A 26,684-nucleotide genomic window follows, 5' to 3' on the forward strand; every position below is an offset into this window, starting at 1 on the left:
CAGCCCTTCCTCGGCACGGTGCTGACGCGCGAGCTGATCTACACCGCCGTCGACGACCAGCTGAACCTCGCCTTCATTTACAACAACCAGAACCCCAAGATCAACGCGATCCAGATCAGCGAAATCCTCGATGAGCCTACGGATATCGCCCTGTCTTCCAATGAGGTGGCCGAAAACGCGACCGGCGCCGTGGTTGGCCAGCTTTCTCTCGTAGGGTTGGAAGACGACGACGCGTATGAGTTCTCCGTCTCGGACGGTCGTTTTCAGGTCGTGGACGGCCTGCTGAAACTGAAGGCCAAGACCAGTCTCGATTTCGAGGAGGCCCACAGCATCGACCTTGCCATCACCGGGACGGGTTCGAACGGTCGAAGCCTGACTCAGGATTTCCAGATCGCGGTGCAGGACGTGGCCGAAGGCCGGCTATCGGCCGTGGCCAAAGTGGTGGAAGGCAGCAATGCCGGCGAGACGCTCAAGGATTCAAAGACCAATGGTTTGATCCTCGGTCTCGGGGGCAAGGATACGCTTGCCGGCCGGAACGGCGCCGACATCCTTGCCGGCGGCAAGGGTGCCGACATGCTCTTGGGCGGCAAGGGATTCGACACGCTCGATTACAGCGACTCCATCAAGGGCGTCACGATCAACCTGCAGAAGGGCGTGGGTAAGGGGGGCGAAGCCCGCGGCGACAAGTTCAAGAGCATGGAAGGCGTGATCGGCTCCGAGGGGGACGACAGGCTCCTCGGCAGCAAAGGTGGCAACCTTCTCATTGGTGGCGATGGTGCCGATGTTCTCAATGGTCGAGGCGGCAAGGACTGGGCCGACTACCATGCCTCGGATGCGGGCGTGACGGTGAACCTGGCCAAGCGCAGCGGGTCCGGCGGGGATGCCGAGGGCGACCGGCTGCTGAAGATCGAGAACGTTCATGGCAGCATGCATAATGACGTCCTCGCCGGCGATGGCCGCAAGAACGTTCTCGTCGGCGATGATGGCCGAGACAAGCTCATGGGCGGCGCCGGCGGCGACAAGCTCGACGGCGGTGCCGGCCGGGACAAGCTGCTAGGTGGAAAAGGCAGCGACAAGATGTCGGGCGGCGCGGCCAACGACAAGCTCGTGGGCGGTGGCGGCAAGGACATGCTCGACGGTGGCGCCGGCAATGACAAGGTGCTGGGCGGGGGAGGAAGCGACACCTTCATCTTCGATCTCGGCAGCGACAAGCTGGTCGGCGGCAGGGGTCGCGACACGGTCACGTTCGATGGTGACTTCGGCGATTACGGCGTGAAGTTCGGCAAGCAAGTGATCGTGACCATCGACAAGGATCGCGATGTGCTGATCGGCATGGAGCGGTTGGAGTTCGACGACACTACCTATGTTCGCGAGGGTGGCGGCTGGGTCGAGTTGGGCTAGTCGATCGGGGTCGGTTCGCGGGGCTGGCCGAAACCGGCAAGGCCCGGTCGGGCTAGGATCGCCAAGTCGCATCGCCGCTGGCGCTCCTCTACTCTAGGCGCGCCTTTGCCTCCGGATCGGCCAGCAGTCGGTAGGAGAGGTGGTATCAAAATGTTGCGGACGTAGGTCGCGGGCTCGCGGTTGGCCGCCTCCTGTATCGCGATCTCGACATACTCGAACCATGCAACCGCCTTTGGCCCATTTCCGTAGCCCGGCGGGGCGCCCCCTGCGCGCTGATCGGTCCAGCCTACGGCTCCGGGAGCCGAGGCTTCATGCAGGCGAACCGGCCTTCGGCAGAAACCCGAAAGCTCGAAATCACCGCGGAACTGGAAGTCGAAATGCCTGAAGATCGAGCAGGAGCGTCCCGAGACGACGCAGATTGCTCAATCTCCGGGCGATTTCTCGTGGCTGCTCTGGTCGAGCGCCTCGTTTCGCTCTTTCCGCTCCACTTGGGCCATCGAAGTCGGGCTACTCTCGTCCCATGAGCAAGAGCAGCAGTTTTGACGAGATGTGGGGGCACGAGACCGTGCTCCGGGATCCGTACGTACCGATTGACGAGTGGTTGCAGCAGGAGGATGCCGGGCGGTTGCGCCGCAAGGCGCGAGACGCGGAGGATCTGTTCCGCCTCACCGGTATCACCTTCAACGTTTATGGTGCCCGGGACGCGGCCGAGAGGCTGATCCCCTTCGATATCGTTCCCCGGGTCATCGCGGGGCGCGAATGGGACCGGCTGTCGCGGGGCATCGAGCAGCGGGTGCGCGCGATCAACGCCTTCTTGCACGACATCTATCACCGGCAGGAAATCATCCGCGCCGGGCGGGTGCCGATCGAGGCGATCGAGCGCAACGCCGCCTTCCTGCCGCAGATGATCGGGGTCGACCCGCCCGGCGGCGTCTACACCCATATCGTCGGCACCGATCTGGTGCGCACCGGCGAGGACGAGTTCTACGTGCTCGAGGACAACGCCCGCACGCCCTCGGGGGTGAGCTACATGCTCGAGAACCGCGAGACCATGCTGCACATGTTCCCCGAATTGTTCATGAAGACCCGGGTGCGGCCGGTCTCATCCTACCCGGCGATGCTGCACCGCTCGCTCTGCGCCTGCGCGCCGAGTTCGAGCAGTGGCCGGCCGGTGGTGGGGGTGATGACGCCGGGCAGCTTCAACTCGGCCTATTACGAGCATAGCTTCCTCGCCGACAAGATGGGGGTCGAGCTGGTCGAGGGGCAGGACCTGCGTGTCGTCGACGGCCGGGTGGCCATGCGGACCACCCAGGGCTACCAGCCGATCGACGTGCTCTACCGGCGTGTCGATGACGACTGGATCGATCCGCTCAACTTCAATCCGGACAGCGCGCTCGGCGTGCCGGGCATCATGGATGTCTATCGCGCCGGCCGGATCACCTTGGCCAACGCCCCCGGCACCGGCATCGCGGACGACAAGGCGATCTATTCCTACATGCCGGAAATCGTCGAGTTCTATACCGGCGAGAAGGCGCTTCTGAAGAACGTGCCGACTCGCCGCTGTGCCGAGCCCGAGGCGCTGTCCTACGTGCTCGACAACCTGTCCGAGCTGGTGGTCAAGGAGGTGCACGGGTCCGGCGGCTACGGCATGCTGATCGGCCCGACCGCCTCCAAGAAGGAGCTTTCGGCGTTCCGCGACAAGCTCAAGGCGCGACCCGGCAATTACATCGCGCAACCGACGCTGTCGCTCTCGACCGTGCCGATCTTTACCCGCGCTGGCCTCGCGCCGCGCCATGTCGACCTGCGCCCCTTCGTGCTGGTTTCGCCCGACGGCGTGTCGATCACGCCGGGCGGGCTGACCCGCGTGGCGCTCAAGAAGGGGTCGCTGGTGGTCAATTCGAGCCAGGGCGGCGGCACCAAGGACACTTGGGTGCTCGAACAATGACGACGCTGGGCAAGACCGCAGGCGGGCTCTACTGGATGTCCCGGCATCTGGAGCGTTCGGAGAACACGGCCCGGATGATCGAGGTGGGCCAGCGCATCGCGCTCACCCGGTCGTCGGATGATGACGAATGGGGCAGCATCCTGCAGGCGGCGGCGACACATGCCGGCTATGTCGCCAAGCATGGCGAGGTGACGCGCGACCTTGCGCTGGACTGGATGCTGCGTGACCCGGACAACCCGTCCTCGGTGCTGTCGGTGGTCAAGGCCGCGCGCGACAATGCCCGCGTCGTGCGCACCGCGCTCACCCGCGAGGTCTGGGAGGCGGTGAACGAGGCTTGGATGACGCTTTGCGCCGCGATGCGTCGCAAGGTGCATGACCGCGACCTGCAGGATGTGCTGGCACTGATCCGACAGCGCGCCGCCTTCGTGCGCGGCGCCATACATGGCACGATGCTGCGCAACGACATCTATGATTTCTGCCGGCTGGGGATGTTCAACGAACGCGCGGACTGCACTGCGCGCATCCTCGACGTGAAGTACTTCGTGTTGCTGCCATCCGCGACGGCGGTGGGCTCGCGGCTCGATGACGTGCAATGGGAGACGATCCTGCGCAGCGTCTCGGGCGTGGGCGCCTTCCAGATGCGCTACGGCCAGCAACTGCGCCCGCGCGAGATCGCGGAGTTCATCATCCATGACCGTGCCATGCCGCGCAGCCTCGCCTTCTGCGCCCACAAGCTCGAGGAAAACCTCGGTTACCTTGCGATGGATTACGGCACGCGCCTGCCGTCGCACGAGATTGCTGAAAAGCTGAACCAGAGGCTGCTCGGGCGGTCGATCGACACGATCTTCGAAAACGGGCTGCACGAGTTCCTGATGGAAGTACAGCACTGCCTTGCGCATCTGAGCCAGCAGATCGAGATCGATTACAGGTTCTACCGATGACCCCCCATGCCGTCGCAGGAGCGCACCCATGCGTCTGAGCATTTCGCACCGCACCACCTACAGCTTCGACGCGCCGGTCGATTACGCGCTGCAGCAGCTGCGGCTGACGCCCAAACCGGGCGGTGCGCAGCGCGTGCTGCGCTGGAGCAATACCGTCAGCGATGGTCAGACAGAGTTGAGCTTCGAGGATCAGCACGCCAACAAGGTCGAGCTCGTCTCGGTTACTCCGGGTGCACGAGAGATCAGCGTGCTGTCGGAGGGCGAACTGGAAGTCGAGGACCGGGCAGGGGTGCACGGCCCGCATGCAGGCTACATGCCGCTCTGGCTGTTCAAGCGGTCCACGTCTCTGACACGGCCCGGCGCACGCTGCCGCAAGCTGGTGTCGGGGCTGCGGGCCGGCAACGCGCCGCTGGAACGGCTGCACACCCTGTCCTCGGCAGTGGCCGAGACGGTGCAATACCGAACCGGAAGCTCGAACGTGGCGACCACCGCCGAGGACGCGCTCGAGGCCGGGGCCGGGGTCTGCCAGGATCACGCGCATGTATTCATCACCTGTGCGCGCCTCATGGGGGTCCCGGCGCGCTATGTCTCTGGTTACCTGATGATGGAGGGGCAGGTTTCGCAGGATGCGACGCATGCCTGGGCCGAGGCGCATGTGCCCGATCTCGGCTGGGTCGGTTTCGATGTCTCGAACGCGATCTCCCCGGATGCGCGTTACGTGCGCGTGGCGACGGGGCTGGACTACACCGAGGCAGCGCCGGTAAATGGCTTTCGCTTCGGCACCGCCCGCGAGGAACTCTCGGTCGCGATCGAGGTGCGTCAGGCTGAAACGGACTCGCAATGACCTACTGTGTCGCCCTCAGGCTCGATCGGGGCCTGGTCTTCATGTCGGACACCCGCACCAATGCCGGGGTCGACAACATCTCGAGCTGCCGCAAGATGTTCAGCTGGTCCGACGGGGAGTCCTCGATCACCCTGCTGACGGCCGGCAACCTCGCCACCACCCAGGCGGTGGTCAGCCTGATCGAGGAGCGGCTGAAATCCCCGGGCGAGCGCAGCCCCTCGATCCTCGGCCAGCCCTCTATGTTCGTGGTGGCCCGGATGGTGGGCGACCTGCTCAAGGAGGAGATCGCGCGCGCAGGCGCCGGGCAGATGAACGCGGATGCCGGCACCTTCGGTGCGACCCTGATCCTTGGCGGCCAGGTGCGCGGCAGCGCGCCGCGGCTGTTCCTGATCTACCCGGAGGGCAACTTCATCGAGGCGGGCGACGACATGCCTTGGTTCCAGAGCGGCGAGACCAAGTATGGCCGCCCGATATTGGTGCGTGCCTTCGACCCTGCGATGAGTTTTGCCGCGGCGGTCAAGCTCCTGATGGTCAGCTACGATTCGACCATCAAGGCGAACCTCTCGGTCGGGCTGCCGCTCGATCTTCAGATCTACGAGACGGACAGCCTCCAGCCCGGCAAGACGCTGCGGATCGAGGCGGACGACCCGCAATACCACGCAATCTCGGAAGGCTGGAGCGAGGCGCTCCGCGCGGCGTTCGAGCAGCTGCCCGACGTCGAACTTTGACATAGCGCTTGGACCGGGTTCGAGAGGAGCAGCGTCCCGCACACGCCAAGGACATAGCAGAATGGGCCGCCCCTAGGGCGGCCCATGTCGTATCTGCACATTGATGAAATCAGATCAGAAAATCGTCGCGATCGATCGCGCCCGCATCGATCCCGAGAAGCGTGATCTGCGAGTTGCCATAGCTGATCACGGCATCGTCGCCCTGGTTCTCGATGGACAGATCCTCGAACTCCAGAGACGTCCGGGTGAAGTCGAGCAGGTCCGACCCATCCTCGAAATCGGTGATGATATCGTCGCCATCCCTCTGGCTGCGGAACGCGAAGATGTCCGCCCCGTCGCCGCCGGTCAGCACGTCGTTGTGCCGCCCGCCGTTCAGAATGTCGGCGCCATCACCACCGTCGAGCGTATCGCGTCCCAAGTTGCCGAGAAGGCGATCGTCGCCCGCGCCGCCATTTAGCGTGTCACGCTGCTGGTTGCCGATGAGAATATCGGCGCCGGCCTTGCCGTTCAGCGTGTCGTTACCCTTGCCGCCGGCAAGAACGTCCGCACCCGCGCCACCGGCCAGAAGGTCGTTCCCGGTACCGCCATCCAGCCGGTCATCGCCTGCAAAGCCGCGCAGAACGTCGTTGTCGGCCCCGCCATCGAGCACGTCGTTGCCCTTGAAGCCCTTCACGACATCGTCGCCGGCCCCGGCATTGAAGACGTCATCAGAGGCGCTCAGCCCGAATTTGCCGCTGGCCGAGGCGCGCTGCCCGGCAAGCAGATCGAGGGCCTGTTCGAGATCGATCTCCATGATCTCGCCGGCTGCGACCGGCAGGATACCGACATAGCCATCCTGTTCGCCGTTGATCTCGCCGTCGGTGCCTTCGCCATAGCCGCCATTAACGTTTTGGCCATGCAGCACGATCTCGCGCAGCATCAGCGGCATCAGGTCCTCCATGTCATACTGGTTGCCGGTGACCGGGCTCTTCAGATTGTCCATGTCGGTCAGGTCGAAGCTCTGGATATAGGAGAGCTGGCCCTTTGAATCGGCCATCGGGCTCATACCATCGGCACCGGTCAGCGACAGCAGGACATCGCCATAGGCCGGTACCCCTTCGAGAACTTCGACGAAGCCGTCGCCGTCGGCATCGTCCGGCAGCGTCGGGGTCCGCGAATTGGCCGGGTTGCCTTCGTCATCGAACACGCCGTGGATGTGTTGGGCATGGGCCATATCGGGCGTCAGGTTCTCGGCCAGGATCGCCACGTTGATATAGGGCTTATCCTCGGCTTGGCCGAGCGAAACGATGGCGTTGCCATAGACGCCGGAGTTGTTCAGCGCCGTCAGGTCGACGGCCCAAGTTCCTTCGGAACCGCGCAGGAACGTTTCAAAGGATCCGTAGGAACTATCAAGATGAGCCACGGGCTCTCCTCCCTGTTACAAGGTGCGAATGGTTTCGCCACCAGAAGTTGACCCTGCATACACGTCCGGCGATCCCGGAAGTTTCATCACATGGCAGTTAGCGGAATTGATTGGATATTTTGGCTGCGCGGTGCAGGGCGCGGCGGTCGATCAAGAAGCTTGCCACAGTAGGAGCGCCAACCTTTTGCCAATAGACGGACTATGACTTGGAGAGTGTCATTCGCAGCCAACCGTTTGCTCTGCCCCATGAAATAGAGATGTCGGACTCTCGACGTTCGCGGGTCTTCGACTTTCGTTTCTGCAGTCGACCCCGGTCCTTTCGGACATGCGCAACGAGACCGCGAAACTTCTTGCTTCGGCGCAGCGGGCAGTGCCAGCATGAGGCCAGTATTTCGGGTGTGAGTGATCGGGAGGGTTGTGTCGTGGCCTCGTTGGATATCTGTGTGCAGGGGCTGCGTGATGGCGTCCTGCCGCGCCTCGACGGCGCGACCCCGGTGAGGGCCCTGACAGAACGGGCGGCAGAGGTGAGCGACCAGGTGCACTGGCAACGGTTCTCGGTCCCCTTCGAATACCCGGTGGTCTTCGCCCGCGACATCTTCAACCCCGAGAACCGCATCCTTGCCAATGCCATCGGCCATGCGGAGCCCGACAAGACCCATCGGTGCCTCGTCTTCGTCGATGGCGGTGTCGTCGCGGCGCAGCCCATGATCACCGCCCGCATCGCGCAATGGTTCGCGCGTACCAGCGGCGTGAGCCTCGCCGGGGATATTGTCATCGTTCCGGGAGGCGAAGCGATCAAGAGCGATGGTACGCATGTCGAGGCGGTGCAGCGGGCTGTTTATCGGCATGGCATCGATCGGCATTCCTGCGTGGTCGCCATCGGCGGCGGCGCGATGCTCGATGCGGTCGGGCTTGGCGCGGCGGTGGCCCATCGCGGCGTCAGGCTGATCCGCGTTCCCACCACGGTCCTGTCGCAAAACGACTCCGGGGTGGGAGTGAAGAACGCGGTCAATCTCGATGGCTACAAGAACTTCACCGGCACTTTCGCCCCGCCATGGGCCGTCGTGAATGATTTCGACTTCCTCCAGCATCTGCCTCGGCGCGAGCGTATCGCCGGTATCGCCGAGGCAGTGAAAGTCGCGCTGATCCGCGACGGGGGTTTCTTCGCCTGGCTCGAGGCGAATGCCGACCGTCTGAGGGCATTCGAGCGCGACGCCGAGGAGTGGATGGTCCGGCGCTGCGCGGAGCTGCACATGGCGCAGATCGCCCATGGCGGCGATCCGTTCGAGAGGGGGTCGGCCCGCCCGCTCGATTTCGGTCACTGGGCCGCGCACAAGCTCGAAACGCTGAGCGGGCATACGGTCAATCACGGCGAAGCCGTGGCCATCGGCATCGCCCTCGATACCCGCTATTCGGTGTTGGCCGGGCTGCTGCCCGCCGGCGCCGAGGAAAGGGTCGCGGCGCTTCTCGAGCGGTTGGGCTTTGCCTTGTTTCATGCCGGGTTGGGTCTACCCGGAGCGGATGGCCAGCCGGCCCTGCTGGCCGGCCTCGACGAGTTCCGCCAGCATCTGGGGGGCGAACTGACCGTGACGCTGCTCGAAGGGCTGGGTTCCGGCATCGAACTGCACCAAATCGACCCGGATCTCGTGCGGCAGGCGCTCGATTGGCTGGCGCGCCGTGAGGCGCAGGCATGAAGCAGGAGCTGACCTACTGTCTCAATATCCATCCGACCGAGACCTGGGAGGAGGTGCGCGCGGCCTTGCTCGGACCCGTTCTGCAGGTGCGCGACGGGATCGCGGGGAATGGGGATTTCCCGGTGGGCCTACGTTTTTCCGGGCAGGCGTTGCACGACCTGCGTGCCACCGAGGCACGCGAAGACCTCAAGACCATCCTCAAACGCGAGCGGTTGCGGGCCGTCACCGTGAACGGCTTTCCCTATGGCCGTTTTCACGGCACCCGCGTGAAGGAAGACGTCTATCGTCCGGATTGGCGCGAAGAGGAGCGGTTGGCCTATACCTGCGAGCTGGCCGATCTCATGGCCGAGATCGCGCCTATCGAGCCGCTGGTGAGCCTGAGCACCGTGCCGGGTTGTCTGCGCGCACTGTCGGTGGGGCAGGAGGGCGCGGTCGCGGACAACTACCTGCGCGCAGTGGCGCATATGGTGGATCTGGAACGGCGGACCGGTGTCCGGGTGGCGCTGGCGATCGAACCGGAACCGGCCTGCATGTTCGAGACGATCGAGGAAACCGCAGCCTTCTTCCGCGACCACCTGTTGTCGGACTCGGCGGCCGAGCGGCTGGCGGAAATGACCGATCTCGGGCGCGATGCGGCACGCGCGGCGCTGCCCCGCTATATCGGGCTGTGCTACGACGTCTGCCACGCCGCCGTGGAGTTCGAGGATCCGGCCGGAAGCCTCGAGATGCTGCGGCAGGCTGGCGTGCCGGTGCACAAGCTGCAGCTCAGCGCGGCGCTTCGGGTGGCCGAGGTAACCCCGCAGGCGCGTGAGGCCCTGTCGAGTTTCGCCGAGCCCACCTACCTGCACCAGGTGGTCAGCCGTCGTGGCGACGGCCCGCTTGAGCGTTTGACGGATCTGCCTGAGGCCCTGGCGCGCGGCGCCGAGGCGGATGGCGAGGAATGGCGCGTGCATTTCCACGTCCCGATCTTTCTCAAGGATCTCGGGGCCTTCGAGAGCACGCGCGATTTCCTCGATGAGATCCTGCGACTGCATCGCCAGCAGCCGATCTCGCCGCATCTGGAGGTCGAGACCTATACTTGGAACGTGCTGCCCGAGCGGTTGCGAAGCGAGCGCATGGAGGAGGCTGTGCTGCGCGAGCTGCGCTGGGTATCGGAGCGGCTGGCATGACGCGCGTCGCGACCATCCTGCGGCTCGGCCGGGTTTCGAACCTGCCGACCGTCTGGACGAACGCGCTTGCCGCCGCGGTGTTGGCTGCCGGGGCGACGCTGCCCGGTAGGACCGTTCTGGCCGCGGCGGCGATCCTCAGCCTGTTCTATATCGGCGGCATGTGGCTGAACGACGCCTTCGATGCCGAGATCGATGCAAGGGAACGCAGCACACGGCCCATCCCCGCGGGCGAGATCGGGCGGGTGGCGGTCTTTGCCGTCGGAGGCGCGCTGCTGGCAATTGGGATCGTCGGCGGCTTTGGCTTCGGCCCCGCTGCAGGAGCGGCGGCGTTGGCACTCGCGGCGACGGTGCTGCTCTATGACTGGCTGCACAAGCGGACGGTGTCGAGCCCGGTCATCATGGGGGCGACGCGCTTCTTGTGCTATGTCTTCGCCGCCTTGGCGCTCGGGGCGCTGCCTTGGCTGGTGCTGGTCGCGGCGTTCGGTCTCTTTGCCTATGTGGTCGGCCTGACCTATGCGGCGAAGCAGGAGGCCTATGACAGGCTCGACCGGGCTTGGCCCCTGGCCGTGCTGGCATTTCCACTGCTGGTGGCGCTGGTTCTGGCTTGGGGCAATGCGTTGGCGCTGGCGATCTGCCTCAGCCTCGCGGCGCTGATGGCTGTGGCGCTCCGCCGCCTGTTCCGCAGCGACAAGGGCGACGTGCCGAAGGCGGTCGTGACGCTGATCGCCGGCATGTCGCTCTATGATGCGGCGCTGCTGGCAGCGGTCGGCGCGCCGGGACTTGCGATCCTGGCAGTGGCGGGGTGCGGGCTGACCCTGCTGCTTCAAAGGGTCGTGCCCGGCACCTGAGATCCTCAGTCGAAGACATGTCGCAGGACCAGCGATTTGAAATCGGTGGCCGCGACCCGCCCATCGGGTAGCGCGCCCGGCTCCGAGGAAATCACCAGCGGCCCTTCATCGGGATTGTCCGTGATCCGTCCATGCGTGCCCTTCACGAGATGCGTGGCCGATGGCGAGATGATGTCCAGGAGCTGCCGGAAGCCCGCCTTGCGCTTTGCCAGCTTCATTGCCGCTGTGAGCCGGGGGTGGCGGATCTCGGGATCGACGAAGAGCTCGACCGGATCGTAGCCCGGTTTGCGATGGATATCGACGGTGCGGGCGAAATCTGGCGCCCTGTCCGGGTCGAGCCAGTAGTAATAGCTGAACCAGCGATCCGGCTTCGAGACCGCGACCAACTCACCCGAGCGGGGGTGGTCCAGCCCATGCGCGCGCTTGCCCTCGGCGTCCCAGATCTGCTCGACCCCGTCCAGGCCCTCGATCAATGCCCTCACCTCTCGAATGCGCGCGGCATCCTCTACATGAACATGGGCGATCTGGTGGTCGGCCATGGCGAAGGCGGTACTCGCGCCGCAATCGAGGGTCTCGCGGCCATGCTCCTCGCGGCGGACCGCAAGAAGGCCGGCCTCTCGCAGGGCGCGGTTGATATGGACCGCATCCGTGGCTTTCGTGATTCCGTATTCCGACACGACGATGATACGCCGCCCGGTCCGGTCGGCCTCCTCGATCAACTCGCCGCACAGCGCGTCGACCTCGCGCAGATCGGCCCGAAGACGCGGGTGGTCCAGATCCGGGCCGAGCCGCTGCAGATTGTAGTCGAGATGCGGCAGATAGGTCAGGGTCAAGGTCGGGTCCCGGGTCTGCATCACGTGCAGCGTCGCCTTGGCAATCCACTCCGAAGAGCTGATGTCCGCCAGAGGGCCCCAGAACTTGAACAGGGGAAACGGCCCCAGCGCCGCATCCAGCTCGTCATGCAGTTCCGGGGGGAAGGCGTAGTGATCCGGTATCTTGCGGCCGTCCGCCGGATACATCGGCCGCGGTGTCGCCGACCAGTCGGCGCTGGAGTACATGTTGTACCACCAGAACATCTTGGCGCAGGTGAAATCAGGGTTCCTCTTGCGTCCAGCTTCCCAGACCTTCTCGCCTTCCACGAGATTGTTGGGCTGCCGCCAAAGCATGATTTCCCGCAGGTCGCGGAAGTACCAGCCATTCGCCACCACACCGTGATCGGACGGCATGAGCCCGGTGAGAAGCGTCGCCTGTGCCGTGCATGTGACTGCGGGCGTCACCGTGTCGAGCGGTCGCAAGGCGCCCCGCTCGGCCAGCTTCTTGAGGTGCGGCGTATCGCGTCCCACCAGATGCGGAGCGAGGCCGACAACGAGGATCACCAGCGTCTTTTTCATGCGAGCACCATGCGGTGCCGGCTAAAACGTTGCAACAGTTCCGGCCTTCTATATCGTGAAAGGGTGGACTGGGAGGACGTTCATGCCGACAGCGGATGCGGTCCTGAGGGACATCGTACTGGCACGCGCAGGAAGCGAAGCAGGCTGGGTCGAAGAGAACCTGGAAGCGCTTCGAAGGGGGGCGCCCGAGCGCGACCTGCACATTTTCCTGGGGCTGGCGCCCCGACGGCTGGGCAAGGCCGATCTGGTACCGACCGCCGCGGAGTGCGAGGCCGCCGAGGCAGCCCGGCCGGGCTGGCGGATCGATGGCTGGAGCCTCGACGGAGCCGCTCGCGTACTCGCGCTATTGGTGCATGCGGGGCAGCGACCATTTGCCGACCGGTTCAAGGACCTGCGCCGGACTTCGGACGTGGCGGAGATGATCGCGCTCTATCGCGGCCTGCCGCTTTATCCGGAACCGGAAACGCTGCATTTCGAAGTGGGCGAAGGGCTGCGCTCGAACCTCAGGCCGGTCTTCGAGGCGATCGCCCATGACAATCCCTTTCCCCGAGATCATTTCGACGAGCACCGTTGGAACCACATGATCCTCAAGGCGCTCTTCGTCGGCAGCCGGCTGGCACCGATTATCGGTCTGGACGAACGCGCCAATCCCGAGCTAGCCCGAATCCTGCGCGAATACGCCCATGAACGCTGGGCGGCCGGCCGGACCGTCACGCCGGAGCTGTGGCGCTGCGTCGGGCCCTATGCACAGGACGAGGCGGCGCTTTCCGATCTGGAGCGTGCGCTCTCCGAGGGCGGGGCAGGTGCGTGCGGCGCCGCGCTGGCGCTCGCGGCCTCGCCCGCGCCCGAGGCGCGGCAGCTGCTGGAGGGCAGGGCCGAGGCCGAGGAGATCGCGGCCGGGCGCCTGGACTGGAACCGGCTGGAGGAGGCCGCCTGATGTATATCGACCCGCATGCCCATATGATCAGCCGCACCACCGATGATTACGAGGCGATGGCGGCGGCCGGCATCGTGGCGCTGATCGAGCCCGCCTTCTGGACCGGCCAGCCTCGTACCTTCGTCGGCACCTATGTCGACTACCTGTCGTCGATCGTCGGTTGGGAGCGGTTTCGCGCCGGGCAGTTCGGCATCCGCCACTACTGCACCATCGGGCTCAATTCCAAGGAGGCCAACAACGAGGAGTTGGCGGAAGGCGTGATGGACTGGCTGCCGCGCTTCGCGCTCAAGGAAGGCGTCGTGGCCATCGGCGAGATCGGCTATGACGAGCAGACCCCGCTCGAGGACAAGTACTTCCGGGCGCAGCTCGAACTGGCCAAGGAATTGCACCTGCCCGTGATGGTGCACACGCCGCATCGCGACAAGAAGCGCGGCACCTCCCGCTCGATGGACGTCATCGAGGAGCATGGCCTCGATCCCTCGATGGTGGTGATCGACCACAACAACGAGGAGACCGTGGCCGAAACCCTGCAGCGCGGCTACTGGGCCGGCTTCTCGATCTATCCCTCGACCAAGATGGGCAACCGTCGGATGGTGGAGTTGCTGAAGCAATATGGCGGCGAGCGGATCATCGTCGACAGCGCCTGCGATTGGGGGATCTCCGACCCGCTCGGCGTACCGAAGACCGCGCAGCTGGCATTGCAAAGCGGTATCCCCGAAGAGACCGTGCGCAAGGTCTGCTACGGCAACGCGCTCGCTGCCTATGGGCAGAGCGGGCAGATGCACGAGGATGACTGGCTCGACCCGCCGCAGATCGACCAGCGCACCCTGTTCAACGACAACTCGATTCTCAGAGGCGGGCGCGAGCCGGTTATCGGGGATACGGCCGGGACGCGACGGGGCGGCCTGATCATCGAGTAAGGCACTCAGACGCTTTCGCGCCTGGTCCGGGCTCAGCCGCGCATTCCGGCCAGTTGCTCCAAGATGCGGGTATAGTTTTCGACCCCTTGGGCGCCGGTCACGAGATGGCGCCGGTCGAAGATCATTGCCGGCACGCCACGGATGCCTTGGCGCAGCCAATGCGTTTCCGCCGCGCGTACTTCGCCTGCGAAGCGCTGCTCATTCAGTACGGTGAGCACCTCCGTGCGATCGAGACCGATCTCCGCGGCGATATCAGCCAGAACGGTCCGATCGGAAAGATCGCGCCGATGGGTGAAATGGGCCGCAAAAAGCGCCTGCTTCAGATCATGCATGCGACCTTGGCTTTCGGCCCAGTGCAGCAGCTGGTGAACATCGAACGTGTTGTGCATCCGCATATCCTCGGACCAGCGGAACTCGAAACCGAGTTCGGCGCCAAGATCGGCCATGCGGATACGACTCTCTTCCGATTGCTCCGGCGTGCTGCCGTATTTCTCCATGATGTGCTCGCGCATGTTCTGGCCCTCGGCCGCCATGTCGGGATTGAGCTCGAACGGGTGCCAGTGAATCTCATGCGCCGTACCGGTCGCCTCGAGGGCACGTGCCAATTGGCGGTAGCCGATGACGCACCAAGGGCAGACCACGTCGGAGACGATATCGATACGGAGCGGTTGGGTGGGCATGTCAGATCCTTGATGGTGTAGCCAGCGATGGGCCGCGGAGAGCAAGCGGCGCATAGTCGGGGGGAATGGGTCGAAATCGGCAGTGCCGACGCTGTCACTTGCGCAGATGGCAACCTCACGCCCCGCTGCAAGAGCGTAGTTGAGCGATCACTCGATATTGAGGCTTGCCGAGCCTCTGTAGAGAAGCTCGCTTGCCTGCCTCGATGACACCGCAACGTTTCCCTCCAGTGGTGATCGCGTCGCGCATGGGCATTTCCGCGACAAACGCTGGCAGGGCTCATCGTTGTGCAGGATGCGTCAACTTTCCGCCCCATTGTTCATTGCATGTGAACCGTCAAGTCGACCGCAATCCGGTCGAGCCAATTCGCAATCATCCTGCCCTGATCCGAGGAGCGTTGGTCACATGGCATTCGATTTTCCCGCCTTCTCGCGCTCGCTGCGGTTCAAGGTCCTCGCAGCCCTGATGCTCGGACTCGGTCTGTCGTTCAGCCTGATGATCCTGCATCTGAGTTCGTCCAAGCTCGGCGCGCTCGTCGAGCTTGCCGAGGCCGCGAGCCGCAACCAGACGATGCTGGCGGCGGGGCAGGCGCGGGCAGGCATCGAGGCCGGGGACGAGAGCTATCTCGAAAACATCTATTCGGATCTCGTCTTCGGGCAGAGCGACGAGACGCATGAGGCGGCCCGGATCAGGATGCTGCGCGTGTCCGAAACCGGCGGTCGTGGCCTGCCGAGCTACGAGATGGCGAACGGGCCGCAGGTCGCGACCCAGCAACTCGACGACATGGCGCTCACCGCGATGGAGCAGGGCGAGGTGCAGGAGGGGCGGCAGGGCGATCTCCTGCTCGTTTCGGCGCCGGTGCGTGACCAGAGCGGCCGCGACGTGATCGGCGCCATCAGCATCGCCTGGGATCACTGGCACCTGCGCGCGGGCGTGATGACCTCCACCTTGCGCTCGGCGATGATCGGCTTTGCCGCCGCGCTGGCGGTGATGCTGCTTACCGGTCTGGCCATGCAGCGGCTGGTGCTGCGTCCGATCGGCTCGCTGGCTCGGGCGGTGGAGCGGATTCAGGCGACCGGCAACCTCTCGCGAATGCCCCGCGCCGTGCTCGAGCGCCGCGACGAGATCGGCAGTCTCGCGAACCGGTTCCAGGCGCTTCTCGCGCAGTCCAACGCGCAGATCATGACCCGCCGAAATCAGCTCGACGCCGCATTGGAAAGCATGGCGCAGGGGCTGTGCCTGTTCGACGGCGCGCATCGGCTGGTGATGAGCAACCGGCGGGTCGAGGAAATCTACGGGCTGCCCACGGGTGCCCTGACCGAAGGCATGCATATCAGCGAGGTGCTGCAGGCGTGCCGGGATGCGGGCAACTACTCGGACCAGCGGATCAAGGAGATCGAGAAGACCCTGACCCGGGCGAACCGGACTCCGCGACCGCTGCATTCGCTCGAATCCCTCACGGGTGGGCGGGTCATCTCGGTCGTGCGGGTGCCGATGCCGGAGGGGGGCTGGGTGGCCACCTTCGAGGATGTCACCGAGCGCAAGCGTACCGAGGCCAAGATCGAGCACATGGCGATGCATGACAACCTGACCGGCCTGCCCAACCGGCTCAGCTTCCGCCAGAAACTTGAAGAGGCGCTGCTGCAGGCGCCGCGTGGTCAGCAGCTTGCGGTACTCTGCCTCGACCTCGACCACTTCAAGGCCGTCAACGACACGCTGGGCCACCCGGTGGGCGACGCGCTGCTCAAGCAGGTCGGCAAACGGCTGCAGGGCGCCCTGCGCCAGTCCAGCGTGGTGGCGCGGCTCAGCGGCGACGAGTTCGCGATCATCGAAAAGAACGTCGCCTCGGTCGAGGAGACCGGCCAGCTCGCCGACCGTCTCGTCCACGCGCTGAGTGAGCCCTACGAGATCGACGGGCACCAGATCGTCATCGGCAGCTGCATCGGCATCGCTCTCGCGCCCTCGGATGGCCGCAGCGCCGACAAGCTGGTGAAGGCTGCCGATCTTGCGCTCTACCGCGCCAAGTCCGAGGGCCGCGGCACCTACCGCTTCTTCGAGAAGGCGATGGATGCGCGGATGCAGGAGCGGCGCGCCCTCGAGCTGGATCTGCGGGCGGCCTTCGCGAAGAACGAGCTGGAGCTTCACTACCAGCCGATCATCAACCTCGAGACCGGCAAGGTCAGCTGCTTCGAGGCGCTGCTGCGCTGGCGTCACGAAACCCGGGGCGCGGTATCCCCGGGCGAGTTCGTGCCGCTGGCCGAGGAGATCGGGCTGATCACCCAGCTCGGCGCTTGGGTGCTGCACGAGGCCTGCCGAATGGCGGCGCAGTGGCCCGACGGGGTGCGCGTCGCGGTCAACCTGTCGCCGGTGCAGTTCCGGTCGATGGCGCTCATCTCCGAAGTGGAGGCCGCGCTCAAGGCCTCCGGGCTTGCGCCCGAGCGGCTGGAACTGGAGATCACCGAAACGGTGCTGCTGCGCCATACCGAGCTGACGCTGTCGATCCTGAAGCGGCTGCGCGCGATCGGTGTCCGGATCTCGATGGATGATTTCGGCACCGGCTACAGCTCGCTCAGCTACCTGCGCACCTTCCCCTTCGACAAGATCAAGATCGACCGTTCCTTCATCAAGGACGTGGTGCATCACGACGATGCCGAGGCCATCGTGCGGGCGATCTCCAGCATGGGGGCAAGCCTCGGCATGGCCACGACCGCCGAGGGCGTGGAGACGCTGGACCAACTCAAGAAGCTGCGCCGCGAGGGCTGCACCGAGGTGCAGGGCTATTACTTCAGCCCCGCGGTCCACACGGACGAGGTCTTGGCGCTGCTTGGCCGGATCGGGTCGTCGGCCTGGCCGCTCCCTTCGGCCTCAATCGACCAAGTAGCCGTTGCCTCCGCGCCGGTCTCTTCCTATTCCTTGGCCGCGGCCGAAAATGTCTCGGTCACCGAAAGGTCGAAGTTTCATCATGCGATACCGTGAGCCTCGTTTCGCCACCGACAGGGAACTGAGGGTGGTATATGGCAAGGAGATTCAGCGCGCCCGGCTTATCAATGTGAGCGCGACGGGCGCGCGGCTGGGACAACTGTCACAAATGGAGCCCGACAGGCTGGTGCTCATCTGCCTGTTGCACCTCAAGATCCCGGCCAAGGTGGTCTGGTCCAACGAAAAGCAGACCGGTGTGCATTTTCTCGAGCCCTTGTCCGTGGCCGATCTGCAGACCATGGGAGCCACGATCGCCGATGGTGCGTCGCCCCGGGGAAAGTGGGGCAACCACGGATTTCGCGAGCTTCGTTGATCACAGGCTTCTGCCGGAATGACGAAATCCGGACGGCGCGATGTCTCCCGCGTCCGCCCGGTTGCCCTCGTCCCTGCATCCTCGACATGATTGCGCAAGCATTCGACTTTAGCACTAGTTCTTTTGTATAGGGCTTAACCCGTTCGGACTAGGCGTTACCACTTCCGGCGGAGCCTCTTTCGAATGGCGCCAGCATGAGCAGAGGCAAACGAATATGGATGCGGCAGCCTTCGAACGCGCTTTGGTAAGGGGCAGTCAGGGATTGTCGCGTCGATGGCGCTACAGCGTGATGGCGACCTGGTTGCACGGGGTCCGGGCCGGTGCCGGGCAGCGTATCGGTGGCCCACCCCGGGTGCGGCTTCTCATTGTCACCGATGGCAGCTCCTACACCAGCGAGCAGCAGATCGCCCCCCTGATGCGGCATGCGGGACGGTTGAGGCGAGCTGCCGGGCTGGTGCTGCGGAGGATGCCACTCGATCAGGCATTGGCTGCTCCGAGGCTGCCGGAATGCGACGCGCTGGGGCTCAAGCTCGGCTTCGATACCCCGCGCGAGACGGCGGCGCAGATCGCACGTCAGCTCCGCCATACGCTGCCACGAGGTCGACCGCTTATCTATTTCGACGGCGATGACGATCTGGGCGTGGTGTTCCCCGAGGTTCTGGCCGAATGCGATGTCTGGCTCAAGAAGCATGTCTTTGCCGAACCCGAACGCTATCTGGAGCCGAGGATCGGCAAGACCAATCTGACCGATCACGTTGCCAAGCTCGGCAAGGCGGATTTCACCGATGATATCACCCCGAGCAGCGATGGCCTCGATCCGGCGCTGGTGCCCCGCATCGCGCTGGGCTGGAATATCGCTTTCGATGACGTCATCGCCACGCTGGCCGCCAGGCCACGGATCGAACGGCCGCGCGACATCGATATTTCCTGCCGCGCCATGATCCCGGATGGCAGCTGGATCGAAGCCCTGCGCAGCCCCGCGATCAAGGCGATCCGCGCGCTCGATGAGCGTTACAAGGTTCACGCGCCTGCAACCCGCGTTCCGCAACCGGTCTATTACGACGAGATGCTGCGCAGCCGGATCTCGGTCAGCCCCTTCGGATTCGGCGAGATCTGCTGGCGCGATTTCGAGGTCATGCTCTGCGGCGCGCTGCTGATCAAGCCGGACATGGGCCATCTGCGCACGGCGCCGGACCTGTTTCGCCCCCATGAGACATACGTGCCCTGCGCGTGGGACTTCTCCGATCTGGGCGAGATCTGCGACCGCTACCTGTCCGACCCTGCGGCCGCCGAAGCGATCGCCAGCCGGGCAGAGCGCGAACTGCGTCGCTATCTCGAAAGCGACACTACCGTCGAGCTTCTGCTGTCGGCCCTGCGCCGGGCCGGGCTTCCCATCAAAGCCGCCTGAAGGCGGCCCGGCTCGGCGTGACCGACGGGAACTGCTGCTCAGGGGAGGGGCGGGCAGGTCGAACCGTGTGCGGCATTTCTCTCTGGGCTGACGGCGGGTTTGCAGCGCGTCCCGATCAGAGGCGGCAAAGCGACAGGGGCCAGAAATGTCGCAGGGATCGGTCAGCACAGGATGACAAGCGATTATCCGCTGTGCGAAGGGTGGCTTCATCGAAACATCTTGCTTCGGAAGCGGGAGGTCGTCATACGGGGGGTGCGAACGTTATTCCCTCGACCACTGTTCTCCATCATCGGCTGCAGTTCCCCTCGTTGCGACACTGACCAAGCCAGGCTGCCGCATTTCCGCGGGCAGCGCATGATAGGAGATCTCACGATGGCCACTGGCACCGTGAAATGGTTCAACACCACCAAAGGCTTCGGCTTCATCGCTCCCGATGGCGGCAGCAAGGACGTCTTCGTCCACATCTCCGCCGTTGAGCGGTCGGGCCTGACCGGCCTGCGCGACGACCAGAAAGTCAGCTTCGACATCGAGACCGGCCGCGATGGCCGCGAGTCGGCTGTGAACCTGCAACTCGCCTGAGTTGAAGAGCGGGCGCTTCGGCGCCTGTTCCGGAAACGCCTCCTCCGCTGTCGCGGAGGGGGCGTTTTCGTTTGTTCCACCTGCAGCAGGTAGAGCAGGACCGAGGGAACAGGTCTCCACCGAAAGTCATGCAGGGTCTGGCTGGGCAGATCGTTTTCGGAAGGACCCCCGACCCGGACTTGCCCGCGCATAAGGCGACGCTTCACCGGAATGCCTGAATTCTAGGCGCTGCGATTTCTCGCTCCCCGCCATGCGGCCTTGTTGTGTGATGGACCTTGTCCCCCGACTGCGCGGCGTGGATGCCCGGCTCATGAGCGTCAGGCTGAGCATCGTGGTGGTCGAGCCGGATCAGGAGCGGGCGCGCCTGATCGTCGAGAGCCTGCGCGCCGCGGGCGATCACGAGATCCTTGTCATCCGTGAAACGACCGGGCTGGCCCGACGGATCGGTCAGGCGGATCCCGATATCGTGCTGATCGACATCGCCGACCCCTCGCGCGACACGCTCGAAGAGCTGGCGCTGGCCTCCGGCCCGCTGGATCGGCCGGTCGCGATGTTCGTCGATCGAAGCGAGCAGGGGCTGACCCGCGCGGCGATCGAGGCGGGGGTCTCGGCCTATGTGGTCGACGGGCTGCGGGCCGAGCGCCTCAAGCCGGTGCTGGACGCGGCGATGGCCCGGTTTCAGATGTTCCGCCAGATGCGCACTGAACTGGCCGCGACGCGCCGCGCACTCGAGGAGCGCAAGGTGATCGACCGCGCCAAGGGCCTCCTGATGAAGGCGCGGGGGATCGACGAGGGAGAAGCCTACGCGCTGCTGCGCCGCACCGCGATGGATCAGGGACGCCGTGTCGCCGATGTCGCCGAGGCGCTGGTGACCGCGGCGGGGCTGCTGTCATGAGCTTGCCCGCGCTTTCGGTCGGCTTCACGCCGCTGGTCGATGCCGCTCCGGTGATCGTGGCGCGCGAGATGGGGTTCGCCCGGGCCGAGGGCGTGGCGATCACCTTGCACCGCGCGCCCTCATGGTCCGCCTCGCGCGACATGCTGGCCTTCGGTGCGGTGGATGCAGCGCATATGCTGTCGGCTGTGCCGGTGGCGACGGCGCTGGGGCTGGGTGGTGCCGGGGCGCCGATCCATGCGCTTTCGGTGCTGTCGGTCAATGGCAACGTGATCGGCGTCAGCCGCGCGCTTGCCTCACGAATGCGCGGGCAGGGCTTCGGCTTCGATTTCCGCGATGCACGCGCCGCCGGAGCGGCGCTCCTAGACGCGGCGGGGCCGGGGCTCAGGATCGGCGTGCCATTCCCCTTTTCCATGCATGCCGAGCTGATCCGCTACTGGTTCGCCGCGCTGCCGGTCGCGCCCGAAGCCGGGGTCGAGATCCGCACCGTGCCGCCGCCGCTGATGGCCGAGGCGATCGGCGCGGGAGAGATCGACGCCTTCTGCGTGGGCGAGCCTTGGGGCTCGATCGCGGTCGAGACCGGCCCTGGAGAGCTGCTGCTTCCGGGCTGCGCGATCTGGGACGCGGCGCCCGAGAAGGTGCTGGCCATGCGCTCGGACGAGGCGGAACCCGCGCGCTTCGCACCACTCATGCGGGCCCTGTGGCGCGCCGGGCGCTGGCTCGCCCAGCCCGGGAGCCGCACCGCCGCGGCTGAATTGCTGGCCCGGCCCGAATATCTCGACATGCCCGCCGAGGTGGTCGACCGGGCCCTGTCGGGGCGGATGACCGTTTCGGCCCGCGGCGATGCGCGCCGGGTCGAGGGGCTGGTCGCGTTCGACCCCGACCGGGCCGGATTCCCATGGGGCGACCAGGCCGCCTGGATCGGGCGACGGCTGGCGCGGCGGGCCGGGCAGGATTTGGAAAGCGCGGAGCGCGCCGCGCGAGAGGTGTTCCGCAGTGATCTCTATCGCCGGATGCTCGCGGGCACTGGGGCCGCCATGCCCTCGGCCGAGTCGCGGGAGACGGCCCCCGGCCTGCAGCGAGGCCGGTTCTTCGACAGTCGCGTTTTTGACACTTCGCGCGCCGAGTGACCAAAGTTTAGTCAATCCCGCGACAGCCCCGTTTCCGTCCTGCCGCAGTGCGGCAATGCCCTTGCGGCAACACGGGCGGAGCGGTCAAATCGGGATGTAGGGCAGGCAATGGCGCCTGACCGACCGACTTCTCCCAGCGACTGGGCGATCTGGAGCAAAGCCGCTCGACCGTTTCGCGACACCCGTCGCGCGATGTGTCGGCGGCTATTTTTGTTTTCGCCCGGACCTCCCGCCGGGCCCCGAAACCGGAGCGACGCGCATGACCAGACTGACCGCGATCCTTGCCACCACGACGCTGCTTGCTGGCCCGGCCATGGCCGAGATGCTGCCGCTGGAGAAGGACGAGCTGACATTCGGCTTCATCAAGCTCACCGACATGGCGCCGCTCGCGGTGGCCTACGAGCAGGGCTATTTCATCGATGAAGGGCTGTTCGTGACGCTCGAGGCGCAGGCCAACTGGAAGGTGCTGCTCGACGGCGTCATCGACGGCCAGCTCGACGGGGCGCACATGCTGGCGGGCCAGCCGCTCGCCGCGACCATCGGCTACGGCACCGAGGCGCATATCGTCACGCCCTTCTCCATGGATCTGAACGGCAACGGCATCACCGTGTCGAACGAGGTCTGGGAGGCGATGAAGCCCAACATTCCCATCGATTCCGAGGGCCGCCCGCAGCACCCGATCTCGGCCGAAGCGCTGAAGCCGGTGGTCGAGCAGTACCGCGCCGAAGGCAAGCCCTTCAACATGGGCATGGTCTTCCCGGTCTCGACCCATAATTACGAACTGCGCTACTGGCTCGCCGCCGGCGGTATCGAACCCGGTTACTACTCCGAGCAGAACACCACCGGCCAGATCGGCGCCGAGGCGCTCTTGTCGGTGACACCGCCGCCGCAAATGCCCGCCACGCTCGAGGCCGGAACGATCTACGGCTATGCCGTGGGCGAGCCGTGGAACCAGCAGGCCGTCGCGATGGGCATCGGCGTGCCGGTGATCACCGATTACGAGCTGTGGAAGAACAACCCCGAAAAAGTGTTCGGCCTGACCGCCGAGTTCGTCGAGGAGAACCCCAACACCACCATCGCCATCACCAAGGCGCTGATCCGTGCCGCGATCTGGCTCGACGAGAACGACAACGCCAACCGCGAGGAGGCGGTCGAGATCCTGTCGCGCCCCGACTATGTCGGCGCCGACGCGGAGGTGATCGCCGCCTCGATGACCGGCACCTTCGAGTACGAGAAGGGCGACGTGCGCGAGGTGCCGGACTTCAACACCTTCTTCCGTCACCACGCGACCTATCCCTTCTACTCGGACGCGGTGTGGTACCTCACCCAGATGCGCCGCTGGGGCCAGATCGCCGAGGCCAAGCCCGATAGCTGGTACGACGAGGTCGCCCGCTCGGTCTACAAGCCCGAGATCTATCTCGAAGCCGCGCGGATGCTGGTCGACGAAGGGCTGGCGAACGAGGCCGATTTCCCCTGGGACAGCGATGGCTACAAGACGCCGACGCCCGCCGCCGATATCATCGACGGCATCGGCTATGACGGTCGGACCCCCAACGCCTATCTCGACAGCCTGCCGATCGGGCTGAAGGGCGACCAGACCGTCGTCGGCTCCGAGATCCAGGGCTGACCCGCCGGGGTCCCGGCGCGGGGCCCCGTTCTCCCATTCCCTCCGCAGATCCAACCCCCGGAGCACCCTCATGACCGCGATTGACCCCACCGCCATCGAGGCCGGCCACAAGGAGGCAAGACGCGCCCGCTGGTTCGCGCGCCTCGGCGTCGCCGACCGCTGGTTCCAGGTCCTCGGCCTGGCCTGGCTCACCCCGCTGCTCAAGGCCGCCGCCGGCGACAACCCGCGTGCGCAGATGCGCGACGTCTGGCGGCTCTTGGGCGTGCCGCTCCTCGCCATCGCGGGCTTCCTCGCGCTCTGGGCCGTGCTGGCGCCGCAGGTGCAGACCTCGCTCGGCGCGATTCCCGGGCCAGCGCAGGTCTGGCAGGAGGCGGTGGGGCTGCACGAGGACGCGGTGCGCACCGCCGAGAAGAAGGCCCGCTTCGAGGAGCAGGTGGCGCTGCGCAACGAGCGCCTCGTGGAGCAGGGCCGGGCCGACGAGGTCAAGAACATCGCCTTCACCGGCTCGCCCTCCTATTACGACCAGATCGGCACCTCGATCATGACGGTGTTCTTCGGCTTTCTGGTGGCCAGCGCCGTGGCGATCCCGCTGGGCATCATGGCGGGCCTCTCGGCCACCGCCAACGCGGCGCTGAACCCGCTGATCCAGATCTTCAAGCCGGTCTCGCCGCTGGCCTGGCTGCCGATCGTCACCATGGTCGTCTCCGCCGCCTCCGCGGGAGGCGAGGGGCTCTTCGCCAAGTCGTTCCTCGTCTCGGCGATCACCGTGACGCTGTGTTCGCTCTGGCCGACGCTGATCAACACCGCGCTCGGCGTGGCGCAGGTCGACCGCGACCTGGTCAACGTCTCCAAGGTCCTCAAGATGAGCCCGCGCGCCAAGATCACCAAGCTGGTGCTGCCCTCGGCGCTGCCGCTGATCTTCACTGGGCTTCGCCTGTCGCTCGGGGTGGGCTGGATGGTGCTGATCGCCGCCGAGATGCTGGCGCAGAACCCGGGCCTCGGAAAATTCGTCTGGGACGAGTTCCAGAACGGCTCCTCCTCCTCGCTGGCGCGGATCATCGTCGCGGTGCTGACCATCGGCATCATCGGCTTCCTGCTCGACCGGGTGATGTTCGCGCTGCAATCGCTCTTCACCTACGCCCCGAACCGGTGATCGCCATGACCAGCATTCTCAACTTCGACAACGTCTCCAAGGGCTTCGGAGAGGGCAAGACCCGCAAGGACGTGCTCAAGGGCATCGATCTCGAGGTGGGCCAAGGCGAGTTCGTGGCGATCCTCGGCTTTTCGGGCAGCGGCAAGTCGACGCTGATGAACCTGATGGCCGGTCTGGTGCCCCCCGATCAGGGCGCCGTCACCTTCAAGGGCAAGCCCGTCACCGGCCCCGGCCCCGAGCGCGGGCTGGTGTTCCAGAGCTACTCGCTGATGCCGTGGCTCACGGTCGCGGGCAACGTCATGCTCGCGGTCGAGGCGGTGCATCCCGAGCTGTCCAAGGCCGAGAAGTCCGCCAAGGCGCAGCGCTATATCGAGATGGTGGGGCTGGGCCATGCCACGAGCCGCCGCCCTGCCGAGCTGTCGGGCGGCATGCGCCAGCGCGTCTCGGTCGCACGCGCCTTGGCGATGGAGCCCGAGGTGCTGCTTCTGGACGAGCCGCTCTCGGCGCTCGACGCGTTGACGCGGGCCAATCTTGCCGACGAGATCCTCGAGATCTGGGAGCGCGAGCGCACCACCTGCGTGCTGATCACCAATGACGTGGACGAGGCGATCCTGCTGGCCGACCGGATCGTGCCGCTGAATCCCGACGGCACACTGGGCGAAGCCGTGAAGGTGACGCTGCCGCGTCCGCGTGACCGCTCGGCGATGAACTCCGACGCCGCCTTCAAGGCGCTGCGCGCGCAGGTCACGGGCTATCTCATGGATGTCGGCATCGCCGCCAAGGTCGAGGGAACGCGACGCCTGCCGGACATCCGTCCCGTTCATGACCGGAGCCACGACCTGCCCGCCGCGCAGAAGCAGGCACAGGAGGGGCTGATCGAGGAGCGCTTCCTCGACTTCAGCCAGTTGCACAAGGTCTACCCGACGCCCAAGGGGCCGCTCACGGTGGTCGAGGACTTCAATCTCAAGATGAACCGGGGCGAGTTCATTTCGCTGATCGGCCATTCCGGCTGCGGCAAGTCCACCGTGCTGACCATGGCCGCCGGTCTCAACGAGATCTCCAAGGGCGCGATCAAACTCGACGGCCGCCATGTCGAGGGCGCCGATCCCGAGCGGGCGGTGGTGTTCCAGAGCCCGTCGCTCTTCCCCTGGCTCACCGCGCGCGAGAACGTCGCCGTGGGCGTCGACCGGGTCTATCCCCGTGCCTCGCAATCAGAGCGGCAGGAGGTGGTCGAGCATTACCTCGAACGGGTCGGCTTGGGCGACGCGATGGACCGGATGGCGTCCGAGATGTCGAACGGCATGCGCCAGCGCGTCGGCATCGCCCGCGCCTTCGCGCTCTCCCCGAAGCTGCTCCTGCTCGACGAGCCCTTCGGCATGCTCGACAGCCTGACCCGCTGGGAGCTGCAGGAGGTGCTCATGGATGTATGGGATCGCACCAAGACCACGGCGGTCTGCGTCACCCATGACGTCGACGAGGCGATCCTTCTGGCCGATCGGGTGGTGATGATGACCAACGGCCCGCGCGCCACGATCGGCAAGATCGTCGATGTGAAGCTACCGCGTCCGCGCACCCGCAAGGCACTGCTGGAACACGCGGACTACTACCACTACCGGCAGGAGGTGCTCGATTTCCTCGAGGAATACGAGCACGGCCGCACCCCCTCCAAACCGGCGCCCAGCGCCATCGCAGCGGAGTGACCGCC

General features: G+C 65.6%; 22 protein-coding genes. 19 read left to right on the forward strand and 3 right to left on the reverse strand.

The genetic code is table 11. From position 1 onward, the window contains the following. The 5 genes from O4G76_RS05590 to O4G76_RS05610 form a co-directional block, all read left to right on the forward strand. Nucleotides 1–1,401 (forward strand): calcium-binding protein (locus O4G76_RS05590; protein WP_269396390.1); only part of this gene is annotated, 1,401 nt, incomplete at its 5' end. A 520-nt stretch (nucleotides 1,402–1,921) separates the two neighbouring features. After that, nucleotides 1,922–3,346, forward strand: a complete 1,425-nt coding sequence (locus tag O4G76_RS05595) for a circularly permuted type 2 ATP-grasp protein (protein ID WP_269396391.1) — start codon at nucleotides 1,922–1,924, stop codon at nucleotides 3,344–3,346. After that, nucleotides 3,343–4,287 carry an alpha-E domain-containing protein gene (locus O4G76_RS05600; protein ID WP_269396392.1) on the forward strand — a complete coding sequence of 315 codons (945 nt, stop codon included), beginning with the start codon at nucleotides 3,343–3,345 and terminating at the stop codon, nucleotides 4,285–4,287. The genes O4G76_RS05595 and O4G76_RS05600 overlap by 4 nt, the downstream gene beginning before the upstream one ends. A 28-nt stretch (nucleotides 4,288–4,315) precedes the next feature. After that, entirely contained in the window at nucleotides 4,316–5,131 is an 816-nt protein-coding gene (locus tag O4G76_RS05605) for a transglutaminase family protein (protein ID WP_269396393.1), read from the forward strand. After that, entirely contained in the window at nucleotides 5,128–5,859 is a 732-nt protein-coding gene (locus O4G76_RS05610; protein WP_269396394.1) for a peptidase, read from the forward strand. The genes O4G76_RS05605 and O4G76_RS05610 overlap by 4 nt, the downstream gene beginning before the upstream one ends. Nucleotides 5,860–5,968: 109 nt before the next feature. Here O4G76_RS05610 and O4G76_RS05615 read toward each other — a convergent pair whose 3' ends face one another. Continuing rightward, nucleotides 5,969–7,261 (reverse strand): calcium-binding protein, encoded by a 1,293-nt coding sequence (locus O4G76_RS05615; RefSeq protein ID WP_269396395.1) that lies wholly within the window; start codon nucleotides 7,259–7,261, stop codon nucleotides 5,969–5,971. Nucleotides 7,262–7,683: 422 nt separating this feature from the next. On the opposite strand from O4G76_RS05615, the gene O4G76_RS05620 reads away from it, so the two are divergent. From O4G76_RS05620 to O4G76_RS05630, 3 genes are read left to right on the forward strand one after another with little or no spacing between them, the layout of a single operon-like run. Beyond that, complete coding sequence (locus O4G76_RS05620) at nucleotides 7,684–8,955, forward strand: 3-dehydroquinate synthase (RefSeq protein ID WP_269396396.1); 1,272 nt, start codon at nucleotides 7,684–7,686, stop codon at nucleotides 8,953–8,955. After that, the gene (gene eboE / locus O4G76_RS05625; protein ID WP_269396397.1) at nucleotides 8,952–10,124 is read left to right on the forward strand and encodes a metabolite traffic protein EboE; all 1,173 of its coding nucleotides are present in this window, start codon (nucleotides 8,952–8,954) and stop codon (nucleotides 10,122–10,124) included. The genes O4G76_RS05620 and eboE overlap by 4 nt, the downstream gene beginning before the upstream one ends. Next, the gene (locus tag O4G76_RS05630; protein WP_269396398.1) at nucleotides 10,121–10,972 is read left to right on the forward strand and encodes a UbiA family prenyltransferase; all 852 of its coding nucleotides are present in this window, start codon (nucleotides 10,121–10,123) and stop codon (nucleotides 10,970–10,972) included. The genes eboE and O4G76_RS05630 overlap by 4 nt, the downstream gene beginning before the upstream one ends. Nucleotides 10,973–10,977: 5 nt before the next feature. Here O4G76_RS05630 and O4G76_RS05635 read toward each other — a convergent pair whose 3' ends face one another. Further along, nucleotides 10,978–12,363, reverse strand: coding sequence for an alkaline phosphatase family protein (locus O4G76_RS05635; protein WP_269396399.1), 1,386 nt, complete (start codon nucleotides 12,361–12,363; stop codon nucleotides 10,978–10,980). Nucleotides 12,364–12,445: 82 nt separating this feature from the next. Here O4G76_RS05635 and O4G76_RS05640 point away from each other — a divergent pair, with 82 nt between their 5' ends. Together O4G76_RS05640 and O4G76_RS05645 are read left to right on the forward strand one after the other, a co-directional pair. After that, the gene (locus tag O4G76_RS05640) at nucleotides 12,446–13,300 is read left to right on the forward strand and encodes an EboA domain-containing protein (RefSeq protein ID WP_269396400.1); all 855 of its coding nucleotides are present in this window, start codon (nucleotides 12,446–12,448) and stop codon (nucleotides 13,298–13,300) included. After that, complete coding sequence (locus tag O4G76_RS05645; RefSeq protein ID WP_269396401.1) at nucleotides 13,300–14,220, forward strand: TatD family hydrolase; 921 nt, start codon at nucleotides 13,300–13,302, stop codon at nucleotides 14,218–14,220. Before O4G76_RS05640 ends, O4G76_RS05645 begins: the two co-directional genes overlap by 1 nt. A 32-nt stretch (nucleotides 14,221–14,252) precedes the next feature. Here the strand turns inward: O4G76_RS05645 and O4G76_RS05650 are convergent, their stop codons facing one another. Further along, nucleotides 14,253–14,900 (reverse strand): DsbA family protein, encoded by a 648-nt coding sequence (locus O4G76_RS05650; protein ID WP_269396402.1) that lies wholly within the window; start codon nucleotides 14,898–14,900, stop codon nucleotides 14,253–14,255. Between the two features lie 403 nt (nucleotides 14,901–15,303). On the opposite strand from O4G76_RS05650, the gene O4G76_RS05655 reads away from it, so the two are divergent. The 9 genes from O4G76_RS05655 to O4G76_RS05695 all read left to right on the forward strand — a co-directional run bounded on the left by O4G76_RS05655 (nucleotide 15,304) and on the right by O4G76_RS05695 (nucleotide 26,679). Further along, nucleotides 15,304–17,874, forward strand: a complete 2,571-nt coding sequence (locus O4G76_RS05655; RefSeq protein ID WP_269396403.1) for a bifunctional diguanylate cyclase/phosphodiesterase — start codon at nucleotides 15,304–15,306, stop codon at nucleotides 17,872–17,874. Between the two features lie 31 nt (nucleotides 17,875–17,905). Then, entirely contained in the window at nucleotides 17,906–18,190 is a 285-nt protein-coding gene (locus O4G76_RS05660) for a PilZ domain-containing protein (RefSeq protein WP_269396404.1), read from the forward strand. Between the two features lie 289 nt (nucleotides 18,191–18,479). Then, complete coding sequence (locus O4G76_RS05665) at nucleotides 18,480–19,598, forward strand: glycosyltransferase (RefSeq protein WP_269396405.1); 1,119 nt, start codon at nucleotides 18,480–18,482, stop codon at nucleotides 19,596–19,598. 372 nt (nucleotides 19,599–19,970) lie between these two features. Beyond that, a complete protein-coding gene (locus O4G76_RS05670; protein WP_269396406.1) occupies nucleotides 19,971–20,177 on the forward strand; it encodes a cold-shock protein in 207 nt (68 codons plus the stop codon). Nucleotides 20,178–20,487: 310 nt separating this feature from the next. Beyond that, nucleotides 20,488–21,072, forward strand: coding sequence for an ANTAR domain-containing response regulator (locus O4G76_RS05675; RefSeq protein ID WP_269396407.1), 585 nt, complete (start codon nucleotides 20,488–20,490; stop codon nucleotides 21,070–21,072). Continuing rightward, a complete protein-coding gene (locus O4G76_RS05680) occupies nucleotides 21,069–22,199 on the forward strand; it encodes an ABC transporter substrate-binding protein (protein WP_269396408.1) in 1,131 nt (376 codons plus the stop codon). Before O4G76_RS05675 ends, O4G76_RS05680 begins: the two co-directional genes overlap by 4 nt. A gap of 259 nt (nucleotides 22,200–22,458) precedes the next feature. Next, on the forward strand, nucleotides 22,459–23,826 hold the full coding sequence (locus tag O4G76_RS05685; protein WP_269396409.1) for a CmpA/NrtA family ABC transporter substrate-binding protein: 1,368 nt from the start codon (nucleotides 22,459–22,461) through the stop codon (nucleotides 23,824–23,826). A gap of 70 nt (nucleotides 23,827–23,896) precedes the next feature. Further along, nucleotides 23,897–24,979 (forward strand): ABC transporter permease, encoded by a 1,083-nt coding sequence (locus O4G76_RS05690; RefSeq protein ID WP_269396410.1) that lies wholly within the window; start codon nucleotides 23,897–23,899, stop codon nucleotides 24,977–24,979. 5 nt (nucleotides 24,980–24,984) lie between these two features. After that, a complete protein-coding gene (locus O4G76_RS05695) occupies nucleotides 24,985–26,679 on the forward strand; it encodes an ABC transporter ATP-binding protein (protein ID WP_269396411.1) in 1,695 nt (564 codons plus the stop codon). Nucleotides 26,680–26,684: the final 5 nt, after the last annotated feature.

The sequence above is a fragment of the Limimaricola sp. G21655-S1 genome, from assembly GCF_027213785.1.
In the GTDB taxonomy this organism is placed as follows: Bacteria; Pseudomonadota; Alphaproteobacteria; order Rhodobacterales; family Rhodobacteraceae; genus Limimaricola.